The sequence below is a fragment of the Hyphomonas sp. genome, assembly GCF_017792385.1.
In the GTDB taxonomy this organism is placed as follows: Bacteria; Pseudomonadota; Alphaproteobacteria; order Caulobacterales; family Hyphomonadaceae; genus Hyphomonas.
On sequence record NZ_CP051230.1, the window covers coordinates 640,701 to 657,221 of the forward strand.

General features: G+C 61.7%; 16 protein-coding genes. 6 read left to right on the plus strand and 10 right to left on the minus strand.

Annotated elements, in window-relative coordinates:
• The first annotated feature begins 6 nt into the window (after positions 1-6).
• Both HF955_RS03105 and HF955_RS03110 read left to right on the plus strand, forming a co-directional pair.
• Positions 7-909, plus strand: a complete 903-nt coding sequence (locus tag HF955_RS03105; protein WP_291077783.1) for an SDR family oxidoreductase — start codon at positions 7-9, stop codon at positions 907-909.
• A 76-nt stretch (positions 910-985) separates the two neighbouring features.
• Positions 986-1,723: a hypothetical protein gene (locus HF955_RS03110; protein WP_291077785.1), complete on the plus strand. Its 738-nt coding sequence runs from the start codon at positions 986-988 to the stop codon at positions 1,721-1,723.
• 5 nt (positions 1,724-1,728) lie between these two features.
• Here HF955_RS03110 and HF955_RS03115 read toward each other — a convergent pair whose 3' ends face one another.
• The 8 genes from HF955_RS03115 to HF955_RS03150 all read right to left on the minus strand — a co-directional run bounded on the left by HF955_RS03115 (position 1,729) and on the right by HF955_RS03150 (position 9,007).
• Positions 1,729-2,865, minus strand: a complete 1,137-nt coding sequence (locus HF955_RS03115) for a zinc-binding dehydrogenase (RefSeq protein ID WP_291077787.1) — start codon at positions 2,863-2,865, stop codon at positions 1,729-1,731.
• Between the two features lie 26 nt (positions 2,866-2,891).
• Entirely contained in the window at positions 2,892-3,866 is a 975-nt protein-coding gene (locus HF955_RS03120; RefSeq protein WP_291077789.1) for an NADPH:quinone oxidoreductase family protein, read from the minus strand.
• Complete coding sequence (locus HF955_RS03125) at positions 3,863-4,897, minus strand: alpha/beta hydrolase (protein WP_291077790.1); 1,035 nt, start codon at positions 4,895-4,897, stop codon at positions 3,863-3,865. Before HF955_RS03125 ends, HF955_RS03120 begins: the two co-directional genes overlap by 4 nt.
• A gap of 74 nt (positions 4,898-4,971) precedes the next feature.
• The gene (locus HF955_RS03130) at positions 4,972-5,601 is read right to left on the minus strand and encodes a TetR/AcrR family transcriptional regulator (RefSeq protein ID WP_027839481.1); all 630 of its coding nucleotides are present in this window, start codon (positions 5,599-5,601) and stop codon (positions 4,972-4,974) included.
• A gap of 60 nt (positions 5,602-5,661) precedes the next feature.
• Positions 5,662-6,345, minus strand: coding sequence for a DUF6498-containing protein (locus tag HF955_RS03135; RefSeq protein WP_291077793.1), 684 nt, complete (start codon positions 6,343-6,345; stop codon positions 5,662-5,664).
• Positions 6,342-6,938, minus strand: a complete 597-nt coding sequence (locus tag HF955_RS03140; RefSeq protein WP_291077795.1) for a hypothetical protein — start codon at positions 6,936-6,938, stop codon at positions 6,342-6,344. Before HF955_RS03140 ends, HF955_RS03135 begins: the two co-directional genes overlap by 4 nt.
• A 16-nt stretch (positions 6,939-6,954) precedes the next feature.
• On the minus strand, positions 6,955-7,644 hold the full coding sequence (locus HF955_RS03145; protein WP_291077797.1) for a M23 family metallopeptidase: 690 nt from the start codon (positions 7,642-7,644) through the stop codon (positions 6,955-6,957).
• Between the two features lie 31 nt (positions 7,645-7,675).
• Complete coding sequence (locus tag HF955_RS03150) at positions 7,676-9,007, minus strand: NAD(P)-binding domain-containing protein (protein ID WP_291077799.1); 1,332 nt, start codon at positions 9,005-9,007, stop codon at positions 7,676-7,678.
• A 91-nt stretch (positions 9,008-9,098) separates the two neighbouring features.
• On the opposite strand from HF955_RS03150, the gene HF955_RS03155 reads away from it, so the two are divergent.
• The 4 genes from HF955_RS03155 (at position 9,099) to HF955_RS03170 (ending at position 12,343) form a co-directional block, all read left to right on the plus strand.
• Positions 9,099-9,578, plus strand: a complete 480-nt coding sequence (locus HF955_RS03155; RefSeq protein WP_291077801.1) for a PaaI family thioesterase — start codon at positions 9,099-9,101, stop codon at positions 9,576-9,578.
• Positions 9,578-10,018 carry a PaaI family thioesterase gene (locus tag HF955_RS03160; RefSeq protein ID WP_291077803.1) on the plus strand — a complete coding sequence of 147 codons (441 nt, stop codon included), beginning with the start codon at positions 9,578-9,580 and terminating at the stop codon, positions 10,016-10,018. Before HF955_RS03155 ends, HF955_RS03160 begins: the two co-directional genes overlap by 1 nt.
• A 31-nt stretch (positions 10,019-10,049) precedes the next feature.
• The gene (locus HF955_RS03165; protein WP_291077805.1) at positions 10,050-10,499 is read left to right on the plus strand and encodes a DUF6265 family protein; all 450 of its coding nucleotides are present in this window, start codon (positions 10,050-10,052) and stop codon (positions 10,497-10,499) included.
• Positions 10,500-10,579: 80 nt separating this feature from the next.
• The gene (locus HF955_RS03170; protein WP_291077807.1) at positions 10,580-12,343 is read left to right on the plus strand and encodes a hypothetical protein; all 1,764 of its coding nucleotides are present in this window, start codon (positions 10,580-10,582) and stop codon (positions 12,341-12,343) included.
• A 10-nt stretch (positions 12,344-12,353) separates the two neighbouring features.
• Here HF955_RS03170 and HF955_RS03175 read toward each other — a convergent pair whose 3' ends face one another.
• Positions 12,354-13,223, minus strand: a complete 870-nt coding sequence (locus HF955_RS03175; RefSeq protein ID WP_291077808.1) for a DUF3298 and DUF4163 domain-containing protein — start codon at positions 13,221-13,223, stop codon at positions 12,354-12,356.
• A gap of 11 nt (positions 13,224-13,234) precedes the next feature.
• Positions 13,235-16,369, minus strand: a complete 3,135-nt coding sequence (gene putA, locus HF955_RS03180; protein ID WP_291077810.1) for a bifunctional proline dehydrogenase/L-glutamate gamma-semialdehyde dehydrogenase PutA — start codon at positions 16,367-16,369, stop codon at positions 13,235-13,237.
• Positions 16,370-16,521: the final 152 nt, after the last annotated feature.

Consider the following 16,521-nt stretch of genomic DNA (forward strand, 5'->3'; position numbering starts at 1 on the left):
AATCACATGGACACGGCAAAACTGATGTATCGCGACGGCCTGATGGCGGGCGAGCGGGTGCTTGTCACCGGCGGCGGTACGGGCCTCGGCAAGGAGATGGCGGAAGGCTTCCTGAAGCTGGGCGCAGAGGTCCACATCTGCGGGCGACGCGGACAAGTCTGCGAAGATACCGCCAGTGAATTGATGGAGAAGCATGGCGGCAAGGTCGTACCGCATGCCTGCGACATCCGCGTGGCCGAAGCGATCACCGACATGAATGATCATATCTGGGCAAAGCACGGCCCGCTCACCGGGCTGGTCAACAATGCTGCCGGCAATTTCATCAGCCGGACGGAAGACCTGTCCATCCGCGGGTTCGATGCGATCTCCAACATCGTGTTCCGCGGCACATTCTACATGACGCACGACATCGGCAAACGCTGGATCAAGGAAGGCCATCGCGGAAATGTCTGCTCGATCCTGACGACCTGGGTCTGGAATGGCGGGCCGTTTGTCGTCCCGTCCGCCATGTCCAAGGCCGCCGTGAACACGATGACCCAGTCGCTCGCGGTCGAGTGGGGCCGCTATGGCCTGCGCTTCAACGCCATTGCCCCCGGCCCCTTCCCCACAGAAGGCATGTCGAAACGTCTCGCCCCGGATGCCGAAGGAGCCAAGCGCATGGATTCCGGCGCGGCCAATCCGATGGGTCGCGTGGGAGAGATGCACGAACTGGTCAATCTCGCCGTGCTGCTGATGGCGCCAGGCGCGGACTACATCAATGGCCAGACCATCGCCATCGACGGCGCGATGTACAATGCGTCCGGCGGCAATTTCTCCCAGCTGACCGCCTGGGGCGATGCCGAATGGCAAGCCGCCCGGGACGCCATCGAGGCGACCAATGCGAAAGACAAGGCCAAGCGCACGGTCTGACCGGTTCGGGACTGGACAGGCACGGCAACGCGGCTAGGCTCCGGAAGTTCACCAATCTGTCCGGAGCCTGCCGATCATGACCGACTCCCCTGCTCCCCACACGCCCGGCATCACGGCGCTGGGCACGCGCCTTGCCGAACTCAGCCGCAAGCATGACGGGGCCGTCATGGCCCTGACAGGGTCTGTCGCATCAGGCAAGACGACACTGGCCAACAAGGTGGCGGAATTTCTGGCAGAGACGCACAAGGTGGAGACGGTCTCGACAGACGGATTTCTGTTTCCGAATGACGTGCTGGAGGAACGCGGCTTGACCCTGCGCAAGGGTTTTCCGGAGACCTACAATGTCGCTGCGCTGGGCGATGCCATCGAAGCCCTCGCCAGTGGCGCGGCTGACTTTCCCGGCTACAGTCATGTCACCTATGACATAGACCCGGCCCTCACGCAGTCGATCACACAGCCGGACATTCTGATTCTCGAAGGACTCGGCTTCCAACAGCTGTCCCCGCCTCCGCGAACAGCGCGTGAACCGGACTACCTCATTTACCTGGATGCCAGCGAGGAACACTTGCTCACCTGGTATCTCGAACGGTTCAAGCGCCTGTGGCATGCGGCGAAGGAGGACCCGGCCTCCTTCTACGCCAACTTCCTGCACATGTCGGAACCCGAACTTGTGGAGTTCGCAACATCTGTCTGGGATCGGATCAACCTGCCCAATCTGCGGGACCATATCGCCCCCCTGAAGGACACAGCTGATATTGTTGTCCTGAAAGATGCCGATCATGCCATACGCATCACGCATGACAGGATCGGCTGACTTTCCTAGGCGTTCGGCGTGATAAGGTATTTCTCACCGGTGGCCTTGGCGTCGTAGGCTTTCAGCGTATCGAGATTCAGGGCCTCGGCCAGAGAAATGCGCTTGGTATAGTGGCTGGCAAATGTCGTGGTCAGCTCGTCAATCACGCGCTTGTACATGCGCGCACGAACTTCCTTGCCGGCTTTCTGCAGGAACGGCGTCAGCAGGTAGCCACTGAGATTCCACGCAAAGCCCACGCCCGGCGGCACCAGCGTCGGCGACATGTCGAGGCGGCCATAGATGAAGACCTGAGTTTCCTGGCCGGAGCCATAGCGGGAATATTCCTTCATCTTGCGGCTGGCAGCCGCTTCCATGGCGATCAGCAGCTGACCGGCCAGTGGCCCGCCACCAATGGCGTCAAAGCCGAGCGTCGCGTCCGTCTCCATCAGCGCCGCGATCAGGTCTTCCATGAAGGTCGGTGAGGTCGAATTGACGATATGCTTCGCGCCGATGCCGCGGAGGATTTCAGCCTGCTCTTCCTTTCGGACGATGTTGACCAGCGGCACGCCATCCTTGAGGCAGATCTTGTTCAGCATCTGGCCGAGATTTGATGCGGCAGCCGTATGGACCAGCGATTCATGGCCCATATTCCGCATCGTTTCGACAAAGGACAACGCGGTCAGCGGGTTCACATAGCATGAGGCGCCCTGCTCGGCCGTGATGCCGTCCGGCAGCTCCATGACCTGACCGACATTCAGCATGCGGTATTCGGAATAGAACTCCCCGCCAAGCCCGGTGACGCGCTTGCCCAATAGGGCCTGAGCCGCTTCGGACTCACCCGCCGCGACCACGGTGCCCGCGCCTTCATTGCCCACCGGCAGGGACTGGCCGATCCGGGCTTTCATGGCGCGCATGCCTGCTTCCGGCACTTTTGCGGTGATGACCGGACGGTCCGCTGTTCCACTTTGCACGGCTGTGCTGATATCCCCCGCGCCGACCAGCAGGCCGAGATCAGACGGATTGATCGGGGTCGCCTCAACCTTGATGATGATATCCGTCGGGCCGGGAGTCGGAATCTCGACTTCGGCCAGGGACAGTTCCAGCTCGCCTTCCGGCTTGATCAGCGTGCGGATTTGTAGGCCTTTTTCAGGCAGTGTTGACATCTCTCAGTTTCCTTCTCTTTGAATGCTCAGGGCCGAATGACGACCTTGCCCACAACCTCCCGGTCGGTCAGCAGGCGATAGGCTTCCCGCCAATTGTCGAGTGGCAGTTCGGCGTGAATTCGGGGCCGTGTCTTGCCCTCGGCCGCCCATTTCCAGATTGCGGCCATGTTCTCCCGGCCGCGCTCCGGGAAGCGGCGGCCATATTCGCCTGCACGGACACCCACAACCGAAAATCCCTTGATCAACGGCATGTTGACCTTCATCTCGGGAATGCGGCCGGACGTGAAGCCGACCACCAGAAGCCGCCCGTCAAAGGCGATGCAGCGGACGCTTTCGTCGAACACATCCCCGCCGACCGGATCAAGGACCACATCCGCGCCGCGTCCGCCAGTCAGCGTCTTGACCTTGTCGCGAAACCCCTGCGTGACATTGATGGCGTAGTCCGCCCCATGCGCAACAACCGCATCCAGCTTGGCATCAGAGGCAGAGGTCGCGATCACGGTTGCGCCGAGCAATTTGCCGACATCCACGGCCGCCATGCCGACGCCACCACTGGCGCCATGCACCAGCAAGGTTTCGCCCGCCTGCAGATTGGCCCGGCAAACCAGGGCGACATAGGCGGTGAGATAGGCGGCCGGATAGGCTGCCGCCTCTGCAAACCCCATGTTCGCCGGCACGCGCGAAAGGCTAGCGGCGGGCAACAAGGCAAACTCGGCGAACGCGCCGGTCTTGTTACCTCCCACCACGCGGTGCCCGGGCGCAAAACCTGTTACGCCCTCCCCGACGGACTCAACCGTTCCGGCACATTCCATACCCTGCACAAAGGGCAGGTCCGGCTTCATCTGATACTTTCCCTGACTCATCAACAGGTCGGGAAAGTTCACGCTCGCAGCCGCGACGCGCACCAGGACCTGTCCATGCCCGGCTTCGGGAACGGGAACATCCTGAACTGAAAGGCCGGAAAAATCGTCCGTCAGCGTATCACAGACCAGCGCTCTCATAATTTTGAAACGAGGTCTTTCACCATGCCTGCAATTTCAAGGCATGCCTGGCGCGAGCCCGGAGAAAATCCTGTGAAGGCCGTAAAGGCATGCGGCAGGGAATCATACCGCTTGTGCGTGACCTTCACGCCCGCATTCTTCAGCCGCTTGGCATAGTCATCGCCTTCATCGCACAGCGGATCATGTCCCGCCGTGATGACAATGGCGGGCGGCAGGCCCTCCAACTCAGCAGTCTGGCCGGGCGACAGGAGCGGATCTGCCATGTTGAAATCAGTCGGCAGGTACTGCTCCATGAACCAGTTCATCGTGTCTGTGCTGAGAGAGAAGGTTTCACCGAAATCCGTCCGGGAAGGGAATTCCTCCACCATGTCGACGGCCGGATAGATCAACAGCTGGTAGACCGGCAATGGCTTGTGTTCACGCTGCATCTCCTGGGAGATGATGGCGGAAAAATTGCCGCCCATACTGTCCCCGCCGACGGCGGCCATGCCCTCCGGTGCGCCGAATGTGCCGGCATTGCGCACACCCCATTCATAGGCGGCGATGCTGTCATCGATCCCGGCGGGAAATTTGTTTTGCGGTGCCAGACGGTAATCGACCGACAGGACCGGGCCGCCCGTGACCGAAGCCAGGATCGAACACCAGGCATGACAGGTCTCAAGATCGCCCACGACCCCACCGCCCATATGATAATAGACCAGCAGCGGCACGGCGGCATTCTGACTGGCCGGCTTGTAGAGGCGCACCGGAATCTCGTTCCGGTCAGGCCCGGGAATGGTGAAATCCTCGGTGGTGACGCCGGGCTCCAGCGGCGCTGCCAGCATGGCGAGCTGATCCTTGACGGCAGCCTGCACCACTTCCGGCTCCATGGACGACATGGGCGGCGCATTGCGGCCGTTCCACGCGACCATCTGCAGCTGCGGCTCCAGAACCCGGCCGCGCACTTCGACCGGCTTTCCCCCGGCCAGGCGCACAAGCAATCCGTCCGGAAGCTTGAATATGAATTTGGTGATCATCTGTTGCAGGCTCATGGTCGCCTCCCGTCCTGTCTTGTTGACGGCAAGCTTAGACCTGCAAGCGCGCCGACGCCAAGAGGCGTTTGGCCTTACTTTGCGGCAATCTCCCGAACCCCTGCCAGCAGCAGCGTGGTGGCGAATTTGGTTGCCCCATCCACGTCGATCGGGCGGCGCAGCAACATGTGCTCTCCCATTTCCCGGGCAATCCCGATGGCGGCAGCGGTCAGATAGGCCGTGTCGATCTTGGGCCCGCCCTCACCGGACAGGACATGTTCGAGGTCTGCCTTGATCTCTTCTGCCACAGCCAGCATTTCCGGCGTGTCCACGCGCACGCCAATCAGGGCCAGATGCGGTGCGCCGTTGCGGATGGGCTCTTCATTCTCGGTGGCAATAAAGCCGAAATAGGCGCGATAGGCATCGTGCACATAGGTCTCGAAATCCGTCGCACAGGCGCGCACATCCTGGAGGCGGGAGCGGAACCGATGGGTCGAATCCTCCGCAATCGCCTCGAACACGTCTTCCTTGGACTTGAAGTAATTGTAGAATGTCCCGGCGGCGAGTTCGGTCTCCCGGATGATGTCCCGCACAGTCGTCGCCTCAAAGCCGATCCGCGCGAACACGCGCCGGCCAGCCTCCATGATGGCCCGGCGATTGGCGGCCTTCGACTTGGCGCGCTTGCCGGACGGGCCACGGGTCAGTTTCTTGGCAATGGTGGTCATGCAGGCCTTTCCTTGGGGAAGCCCTGCATATTCGTCGAGGCGTCATCATGCGTCAACTTTTTACGTGGCAGCAGGCGAATCTTTCGCAGCCGGCACACCTGCATCGTCCAGCCGGCGCTGGCGCAGGGCAGACACGATCACACCGAACACGACCCTCAACACGATCAGCAGCAGAACCCCCAGAAGCGGCTCACGCGTCCCAAATGCGAGGGCGGCGCCAAGGATGATAGCCACATGCAGGGTCACGATGCGGCCATATGGCGCGAACATTTCTCCCATCAAACTGCCCTCGCGATAGCCGCCCTTGAGCAGGAAATCGGACACGAACAGGATCGCATTCATGCCCAGAATGGCCATCACGAAAAACATCATCCCCTGCCCCGACCCGAGCGCCCAGGCGATGAGCGACCGGTAGTCCGGCATGCCGCCACCATCGCCGGCAAAGGCATGCAGGAAGACGCCATGGCCGAAACAGAACATCCCGTAATGGACGACAAAGAATGGGACGATGAAGAACACCATGAAACGATCTGACACGGTGCCGACTGCGGTTGCGATCATTCGGAACACGGTGAACAGGCCAATGATCAGGTTTTCCAGCCAGTACAGAGCGACCAGCGGTGTTGCGCCCCAGCCGAATGCCAGCACGGCCAGAACCGGCAGGAGATCCACACACAGCATCGCAACCGCCAGCGGGTCCCGATAGGTCCGCGCGATCAGGTCGGGGTCGAGAAAGGATTTCACTCGATTACGAGGTCCGGAACCAGTGTCGGCATCGGGTCGGTTGTGCGCTCATACCTGAAAGTGTGGCCGGGCTTCCAGCCATCACGTGTCTCGAATTCGGAGACCGATACCAGCACGCCATCCTCGCCGATACGGCCGGTGGACCGCACCCCGATAATATCGTTCAGGCCCGTAACTTCCTCATAGGCCGACCAGCTGCCATCCGCGCCGAGCGTGAAGCTTCCCGTCGTCCGGAATCCGGCACTGGTGATGTAGACATAGTCCAGTTCTCCGGTCGCCTTGGTTTTCTGGATATAGGTCACCCCGCCATAGGACCCGTCCGCCAGCACGTGTTTGTTCACCAGCACCGACCCGCCAAGGTCCCAATACCATTCGGAATAGTCTGCGGGCTGGCCGTGCTGCTTGTCGGCCTCGCCCGGCTCGCCACGCCACCTCGTGCCGACGAGATCCGCCAGCATCCCGAAATCCGACTCGAAGGCACTTTGCGCCATGACGGGCGCGCCAATCGAGACCGGCGCGATCTCCGCCTGTGTCGAGGCACACGCGCCCAGCAGGCACGCCATCACCGCTCCGGCAGTCCATGGTCCCCTCATCCTGTATCCCCCGTCCTCAATAGGCCTGAGCATACTCATAGGGCGGAAACGAGAACGGGTCACGCGGAGAAAGGCCCTTGGACCCGCGCGGATTGTTGTAATTGCCCGTCAGGATCTCGTAATGGATGTGGACGGCAGTCGCGTTGCCGCTCGATCCCATGAACCCGACCGGCTGTCCGAAGCCGATCTTTTCGCCCTTCTGGACGCCGGGCTGGATGTAGGCGAGGTGGGCGTAGCGGGTGTAGACCCCCTTGCCATGGTCAATCAGCACCATGTTGCCATAGCCGGTCGATACCCGTGCCTCGATCACCCGTCCCGGCGCAGCGGCATAGATGGTCCCGGCCGGGCGCGATTGCAGGTCGATACCATCATGCCGGCGGCCAAACCGCTGGCCGAAACCGGATGTGAGACAAACATCATTGGCGGGCGCAGCCGCCAGCGGAACGCCATTCACCATCACGATGGGCTTGTAGTTCCGCACCCAGCCCTCTTCGTCCACCAGAGGCGAGTTGGACACCCGGATGCCATAACACGCCCGGAGATAGGCATTCGGCTGGAACGGTCCCTGCTCCGCCGCCGTGACGGGCGGCGGGGTCGATACGGCTGGCGCCGGGGCGGCACGCGGTACTGTGTGTACGGTAACCGGCGCTGGAGAAGCGCACGCCGTGCCCAGCAACAGGGCAAAGAGGGTAGCCTTGCGGGTCATGAGAGGTGTTATGCCCTCCGACCGGTTAACATCAGGCAACGACGCGCGCGCGTTTCGCCCCCCGCTCGATCTCCTTCAGCAGATCACGGCAGTACAAATTGAAATCCACCTGCATCCGGTGACGCGGACTGTCATAGAAATGGCCAAGATGCTGCTTCTCGTCCTCGGCCGTGATCCGGTCCATCTCGGCCACCTGCGGGAATGCATAATCGCCATTCAGTGCGGCTGCGACCAGCTTGGATTGCTGCTCGGCAAAATTGACCAGGGTCGGCAGGGGCTGGGCTAGTCCCAGGAAGAAGATCGTCTCCCGGCCCGGCTTCACCATCCGTTTGTAGAGGGGGAAGACATTCTCCTTCGGCGTGAGGTCATCCTGCTTAAGGAAGGGAAAGGTCACGTTATAGCCCGTGGCCCAGATGATCGCATCCACCTGCTCGCGTGTGCCATCGGTGAAGATGACTCCGTCCCCGTCCAGTCGGTCAATGCCCGGTTTGGGAATGATGTCCCCGCAGCCGACCCGTGTCAGGAATTCGCCCGACACGGACGGATGGCCGTCCAGAGGCTCATGATCCGGTTTCGGCAGGCCATAATCCTCCATCATGCCGATCGTCTTCTTGATCTTCTTGCGCGCCAGGGCGCGTCCGATCTTCGACGGCAGCCAGGCCGGCAGCACGGCCTTGTCCGCCGGCTGGCCGTCCATGTATTTCGGCATCACCCATACGCCGCGCCGCATCGAGATGAACAGCTTTTCCGCCAGCGGGCGCTGGGACAGCTCGGACGAAATATCCATCGCGGAATTGCCGCCTCCCACGACCATCGCCCGCTTGCCCCGGAAATCGAACGGCTCGAAGGGATCGGTGTAGTTGTGGGAGTGGACCTGATAACCATCAAACGTACCGGGATATTCCGGCATGCGCGGATCCCAGTGATGACCATTTGCCACGACGACGGCATCGTACTCACGCGACTCCCCGGTCGACAGCGTCACTTTCCAGCGGCCCTCCGGCAGGTCTTCGACATCTGTCACAGCCGTGTTGAACGTGATCGTTTCGCGTAGTCCGAAATGATCGACATAATCATGGAAGTACTGCAGCAATTGCGCATGATGCGGAAAATCCGGCCAGTCATCCGGCACCGGATAATCCTCGAATGCCAGTCGCCATTTTGACGTGTCGATATGCAGCGACTGATAGCAGGAAGACGCCCCATTGGGGTTCTTGTAGTACCAGTTGCCACCAATATTGTCCGACATTTCGAAACAGTCATATGGCAGGCCGTAATCCTTCAGCCGCTTTGCCATGGTAAAACCGGAACACCCTGCCCCGATGATACAGGTCCTAGGTTTCGCCGCGCCGTCGAACGCCATTTCATCTTCCTCCGCGTGAGCCTTTTGTTTTCGCTCTTTTCCTGATGATGTTATCCGGGCAAGACGACTCGTCAAACGAATGAGGGCCAATATGAGCGATGACGCCACGTCACCTCCCGAACCTTGGGAACTGATGCAGGAAAACATCGAGATGCTGAGCGGTGGCATCCCGTGGGGACGGCGCATGGGCTTCCGGTTCACGAAGATTGAAAAAGGCCGTTCCTGGGGAATCCAGCCCTGGAAGGACCGGCTGGTCGGCGACCCGGACACAGGCGTGATCCATGGCGGCGTTCTGACGGCTTTCCTGGACAATCTTTGCGGAACGGCCGCGAGCGCGTCCCTGTCCAAGCCGCGCTTTGTTGCAACGCTGGATTTGCGGATCGATTACATGCGCCCCGCCGAAAAAGGCCGCGACATCATCGGCGAAGCGGAATGCTATCACCAGACGCGAAATATCTGTTTCACGCGGGCCTGGGCCTATCATGAGAGCCGCGACCGGGTGATCGCTACTGCAGCGGGCGCCTTCGCGATCAACAAGCCGCGTTCACTCGACTCCATGAGGGCGATGTGATGGCAGGCAATTCCACTTCGACCGAGCCAAGCCGCGCAGACGAGGTCCGCGCCTTTATCGGGCGGACCCCGCTTGCCCAGGAAATGGGCCTGCGCTGTGAGGTGATGGGCGATGAGATGACAATGGTCATGCCCTATCAGGAAAAGCTGATCGGCAATTTCATGATCAAGGCCATTCATGGCGGGGCCATCGGGGCATTTCTCGAAATCACGTCCCAGGCCCAGGTCTTCCTTGTCACGGAACATCTTCTGCGTCCTCCGCGCCCGATCAATCTCACCATAGACTATCTGCGCCAGGGACACGCCAAGGACCTTTACGCGCGCGCCGAAATCACCAAGATGGGTCGGCGCATGTGCTCCGTACGCGCTGAAGCGTGGCAGGATGAGCGCTCGAAACCCGTCACGACCCTGATGGCCCATTTCATGGTTTCAGGCGACTGACGCAGGGCTACAGAAAGGAGGCCAGAGACTCATGAAATACGCTCTTGTGGCTCTGGCCTTTTGTACCGGTTGTGCCAGCACAGCGATCGACAGCACGTCTCCGCCGGACCACCCGCTTGGCTGGTTGACAGGGTGCTGGATCAGCCAGGACGGCACCGCCCGGGAAGTCTGGTCAAAAGCAGAAGCCGGCCATCTGTTCGGCTATGCGCTGACCCTGAATGAAGGCGGCGTCAGCTTCTTTGAACAAATGCATGTTCAGCCGGGCCCGCTCTACGTGCTGAACGTCTATCCCAAAGGTATCGGCCCCTCAAAATTCGTGGAAAGCCTGCAAGGCGACCAATCCGTCACCTTCATCAATGGCGCTCACGATTATCCCCAATTGATCCACTATGAACGCCAGGGAGACCGGCTGACTGCGCACATCGCGCTGGAGGACGGATCGAACCGGCGCGATTTTGCCTACTCTGCCTGCCCCAACTGAGCTGCTGGCATCGGTCCGCTTGGGCATTTCTTCATGATTTCTGCCTAGATTGCCTGCCTTGTGGAGGGGGAAAGCGCGGCATGGAACGGGGCGGCAAGATCATGAATGCGGGGTTGCGCCCTGCATGGCCCGCTCTTGTGTTCCTGCTCGTGGCCCTTGTGATGCTGGGGGCAGACGCCCTGAATGGCAGCGCGGTCCATGATATTGACGACATTGCCCGGCGACTGCAGATCGCGGACCTGTTGCAGGACGGCAATTGGCATGATCCGGACTGGCCATTTCTTTCCATGCCCGATCCCTATGCCTCGCCCTGGTCCCGTCTGGTGGACTTGCCATACGTCCTGATCACTTGGGCGCTTGAACCTGTCCTGGGCCCACAGGCTGCCTTCGCTGCAGCCCGCTTTGTCGTCCCCCTGCTCTGGCTGATCGCCTATGCGGGGCTGGCCGCGCAACTCATTCGGCACATTCTCGGCGACCATCCCGGCCTTCCGGCCATGGCAGCCGCCGCCTTCGCCTCCCTGTTCGCCGTCATCGAATTCATGCCGGACCGGATAGACCATCACAATGTCCAGATCGTCCTGCTGCTTGCGGCCTGTCTCGGCATCGTGTCACGCCATCGCCATGCAGGCATCCTGCTGGGCCTCGCCAGTGTCCTGTCGATCGCGGTCGGCCTTGAATGCGTGCCCTATATCGCACTCGCTCTGTCCGGCGTCGCCGTGAATGCGGCCCTCGCCCCCCAATCAGGCATGCCCCGGAAACTGCTTCTGTGCGGCCTGACCCTGCTCACCGCCACATTGCCAACAGGCCTCTTGCTGTCCGGCCCCACCCTGTTTCAGACCCATTGCGATGCCTTGTCGGCTCCATGGGCCCTGGCATTGATGGCTGGCGGTCTTGTTGCTGCCGGAGCGCCACCCGTCTGGAGCCTGTTCAACCTGACGCACCCCGTCCCCCGCCTTGGAATACTGGTCTTCGGCGGGGGTCTGGCATTGGCCGCGCTCTGGCTGGCTTTTCCGGAATGCCATGCCGGCCCGTACGGCATGATCAATGAGACGGCCCGGACGTTCTGGATCTCGAACGTCATTCAGGAAAAAGGGCCGGTTGGGGCGTTCGCTCGCGGCGAACACCTCCTCGTCGCCATCTTCCTGACGCTTCTGGCCTTGACACTTGCAGCCTGGATGAGCGCGCCAGCGCGCCGCGCACCGGTGCTCATTCTCCTGCTGATGGCCACTCTGGGCACGCTCCTGTCAGCCTGGCAGATGCGGAACTTCAAGTTTCCGGCAGCGCTACTGCCGCTCTTCCTTCCGCTCTTTCTGGCACGGGCGCGCGCAGGAAACGGCGTGCGTCTCGGCCTCTCGGTGCTTGTGCCGCCCGCACTATTGCTCGCCGGGTTTGCCGGTCTGGTGAAGCCGGAAAGCCGGACGCTGTCACTTGTGGACTACATGGAAGGCGATGCCTGCCGCGACGCCGACCTGACCAGCCTGTCAGACCTGCCTCCCTCCCGCATCATGGCCCCAATGGGGTTGTCGCTGACCCTCGCCCGGCATATCAGCGAAACGGGCAGCGGTCACAGCGTCGCCGCCCTGCCCTTTCACCGCGCTGCGCCCGGCATGAAGCGCATGTTCGAAACGTTCGTCCTGTCCGATCCGACGCAGCGGCGAGACGCTCTGGCCCCGTTCGACCTGCTGGCAGTCTGCACCTTGCCGGATACCGGCAACGCGCCCGATCAGGCGCTATTGTTTGCTGCGCTCAGTTCAGGCCGAGACTGGCCCGGCCTGCAGGAAATCCCGCAGAATCCCGAATCGCGATTCCGCCTGTTCAGGATCGATCACGACACGGTCGAATGAACCGTCGCGCCTAGTCCCCGAGTCGCTCCACTGCGACCGGCTCGCCATCGAACAGCGCCAGGTATTGTTGCTTCAGGCTGTCCCGGAACGCCGCTTGCGGAACAGTCACATGGTAGGCTCCCTCGGCATAGGAGCCGATGTCATAGGGCGCGAAATGCACGACATAGCCGCCGAACTTGCCCGGCACGGTGGAGGGAACGAAATTCACCTCTCCGGCCAGAACCATGTCGGCACTGACCAGCTCCCGCGCCTGTGAATGAAACTGCTCGATATCGGAGGCCCGTCCGCCCTTCCGCAGCTTCTGCCGGGCAATCCCCTGCCACACCGTGTCCATGTGCGCCTGCACGGCGGCCTGCGGTTGCTGGAAGAACGCGCTCAACCGCATCGGTTCTCCGGTCGCGCTGTTGTAGATTCGCGCATCCGTGAAATAATTGCCATGGGCGCCGCCGGTGAAAGTGTAGAAAAACCCCTCCAGGCTCATGATGTTGCCAGCCTCGGCGACCACACCCCATTTGATGCGCAACCCATAGGCCCGGAAATAGTCCGGGTCGGCCTCCCTGTAATCCTGGGCGTCCTGTGACATGGCCTCGATGCGGATCTGGGCGTCTTCCACGAGGTCCATGCCGATCGCAGGCGCCTTGCTGAACACGGCCTCGTCGAAAGTTGCCTCGGCCTTGAGATAGGCTTCATCGACGATGATCTCCCGCGGAAGCTCGTCCACGGATTCGATGGCCGCGACGTCCAGGCTGGCCGCCGTCTCGTCTGTCCCTGCCGTCTCGGCTTCAGCTTCACCGACATCCGACAGGCTACGCACCTTCTTCTGGCATCCGGCCGTCAGCAACAGCGCCCCCGTCATGGCGGCCAGGACAACACTCTTCATGCGGCGCTCCTTCAGAGACTGAGCAGTTCGGCATCCCCGCCCTGTGCGGTGATGTTCACCGTCAGGGTGCGCTCTGTCGCGAACCGATGCAAGTAGTGGGGTCCGCCTGCTTTCGGCCCGGTGCCTGAAAGGCCTTCCCCGCCAAAGGGCTGCACACCCACAACGGCCCCCGTCATTGAGCGATTCACATAGGTATTGCCCACCGGGCAGGCATCGCGCACTTCGCGCTGGAAGCTTTCAAGCCGGGAGTGCACGCCCAGCGTCAATCCATAACCTTTCGCCCTCAGCGTCGCACCGACCTCGTCGATATCATCTGGATCATACCGCAGTACATGCAGGATCGGTCCGAATTTCTCTTCGGAGATCTGGTCGATCGATTTCAGCTCGATCAGCGCCGGACCAAAGCCATAGCCCGTCTCGCCGATCCTGCCGGCCGGGATCTGGTGCAACAGGGTCGCCTCGTCCCTCATGGTCTGGACATAGGCCTGCAAGGAGGCACGCGATTCGGCATCAATGACTGGCCCGAGATCCGTACGCGGCAGGCCCGGGTCGCCGACAATCAATTCGTCCATCGCCCCGATCAGTCCCTCGATCAGTTCATCGGCCGTATCGTCCGGCAGGAAGACGATGCGCAGGGCAGAGCAGCGCTGGCCCGCCGATCCGAATGCCGAGACGATCACATCATCGATCACCTGTTCACGCAGGGCCGTCGTGTCCACGAACATGCCGTTCAGCCCGCCGGTCTCCGCGATCAGGGGAATGATCGGTCCGTCCCGCTCGGCCAGTGTCCGGTTGATGATGCGCGCCGTGCTGGTGCCGCCGGTGAAGCAGACCCCGGACACACGAAGGTCGCTGACCAGTTTGGCGCCGACCGTTTCACCGCTGCCCGGCAACAGGTGCAGCGACTCGACCGGCAGACCCGCCTTGTGGAACAGCTTGACCGCCTCGAATGCGATCAGAGGAGTTTGCTCGGCCGGCTTGGCAACGACCGTGTTGCCCGCTGCGAGGGCTGCCGCAATCTGGCCGGTGAAGATGGCCAGCGGAAAATTCCATGGGCTGATGCAGCAGAACACGCCTCGTCCGTGAAGGGACAGATGATTTGTTTCGCCGGTCGGCCCCGGCAGTTTCTGGGGCGTGGTGAATTCGGCTTCTGCCTGCATGGCATAATAGCGGCAGAAATCGACGGCCTCTCGCACTTCGGCAATGCCGTCTCCCAGCGTCTTGCCGGCTTCCCGGGCCATCAGCGCAATCAGCCGTTCGGCATTCTCCTCGAGAATGTCGCCCATCGCCCGCAAATGCTTCGCCCGGTCGGCGCCGCCCAACGCATCCCAACCCGGCTGGAACCGGACCGCCTCCGTCAGCGCCGCATCCATGTCTGCGGCCTGTGCTTCGCGGCAGCTGCCCAGTACGGTTTCCGTGTCAAACGGGACGCGAACCAGATCCCCGCCCCCGGTGACCGGTTTGCCGGACACGATGGACCCGGCGGCTATGGCGGGACTGTCCCGGAAACTCCTGATGGCGGCTGCCATGTCGTCGCGCACCCGGCGCTGGCTCAAATCCAGCCCGGTCGAATTCCGGCGCTCTGCCCCATAAAGACGAGGCGGGGTCGGGATACGCGGATGCCGGCGAGGGCCGACTTCCACCTTCACGATCGGATCAGCCACCACCTGTTCCGGCGGCACGTCCGGATCCAGGAAGGAATGGACAAAGCTGGTGTTCGCACCATTCTCCAGCAGGCGGCGAACCAGATATGGCAGAAGGTCCTTGTGCGGCCCCACCGGTGCATAGACCCGGACACGCCGGCCGAGCCCTGCCGCTCCGTAGAGCGCCTCTCCCATGCCGTGCAGGCGCTGGAACTCGAACGATGAATTTCCGGTTTCCTCCGACAATTGCTCGATCGCAGCCACCGAATGGGCATTGTGCGTCGCGAATTGCGGATAGATGGCATCGCCAGCCTCCAGCATCTTGCGGGCACAGGCGAGAAAGTGAAAATCGGTTCCGGCCTTGGTCGTGAAGACCGGAAAGTTCGCAAAGCCCTCGACATGGGCGTGCTTGATCTCGCTGTCCCAGTAGGCGCCTTTCACCAGACGCACCATGAAGCGGTGCCCCGTCTGCGCGGACAATCGTTTCAGGCATTCGATGACTTCGCCGGCGCGCTTCTGATAGGCCTGAACCGCCAGGCCCAATCCGTTCCAGTCCTTCAATCCCGGTTCGCGGGCCAGACGGTCAAGAATCTGCAAGCTGAGCACAAGCCGGTCTGCCTCTTCCGCGTCGAGGCAGAGATTGATGTTCGCCTTCGCGGCCCGTTCACACAGGTCCAGCACCGACGGATACATCTCCTCCATGATCTGTGCCCGGTTGACCGCCTCATAGCGCGGGTGAAGGGCAGACAGCTTCACGGACACGCCATTGGCATGTTCCGGCGCGGCCGTCTTGTCCTTGTCGGCGGCCACGCCGTCAATCGCATCCTGATACGCCTTGAGGTACCGTGCGGCATCCGCGGCCGTGCGGGCCCCTTCTCCCAGCATGTCGAAACTGAAATGCGCCGCATCGCCTGCCTTCACCATCCTGCGACCGCGTTTCTGGGCATCCTTCACGGTCCGCCCAAGGACGAATTGCTCGCCCATGATCCGCATGGCCTGCATCATCGCAGCGCGGATCACCGGCTCGCCGCTTTCGCGGATCAGTCCCTGCACGAAACTCGCAGGGCCTTTCTTCAGGCTGGCCGGCACGCCAATCACCTGACCGGTCAGCATCAACCCCCAGGTCGATGCATTCACCAGCCAGGATTCCGACTGGCCGAGATGCGCGCTCCAGTCTCCTGAACGTATCTTCTCGGCAATCAGTTCGTCCCGTGTCTCCGCATCCGGAACCCGCAGCAGGGCCTCGGCCAGGCACATCAGGGCGAGCCCCTCGGCATTGGACAGGCCGAACTCCTCCAGGAAGCTCTCCATAACGCCCTTGTTGCGACCGCGCGCCCGTGCCGTTTCGACCAGTTCGAGGGCTCTGCGCATCGTCGCCTGTCTCAGATCATCGCTGAGCGGCGCCTGCTTCAGCAGGTCCTCGAGCAAGGCTTCCTCATCGGCAAACTTGATCCTGTCCAGCGCGTGCCAGTCAATTGCGTCCAGAGCGAGCGTGTCAGCCATATGCGTTTCAGTCCCGGTTCGTGTTCACCTTGAAGGCCAAGGATAAAAATTCGGCAGGAGCGGCCAATCCGGGCAATCCATGCCCCTGACCACATCATTCCTGCCTGACTTATATCCTTCCACTTGACCCGAAGCGAGAGAAGTTCAACGCA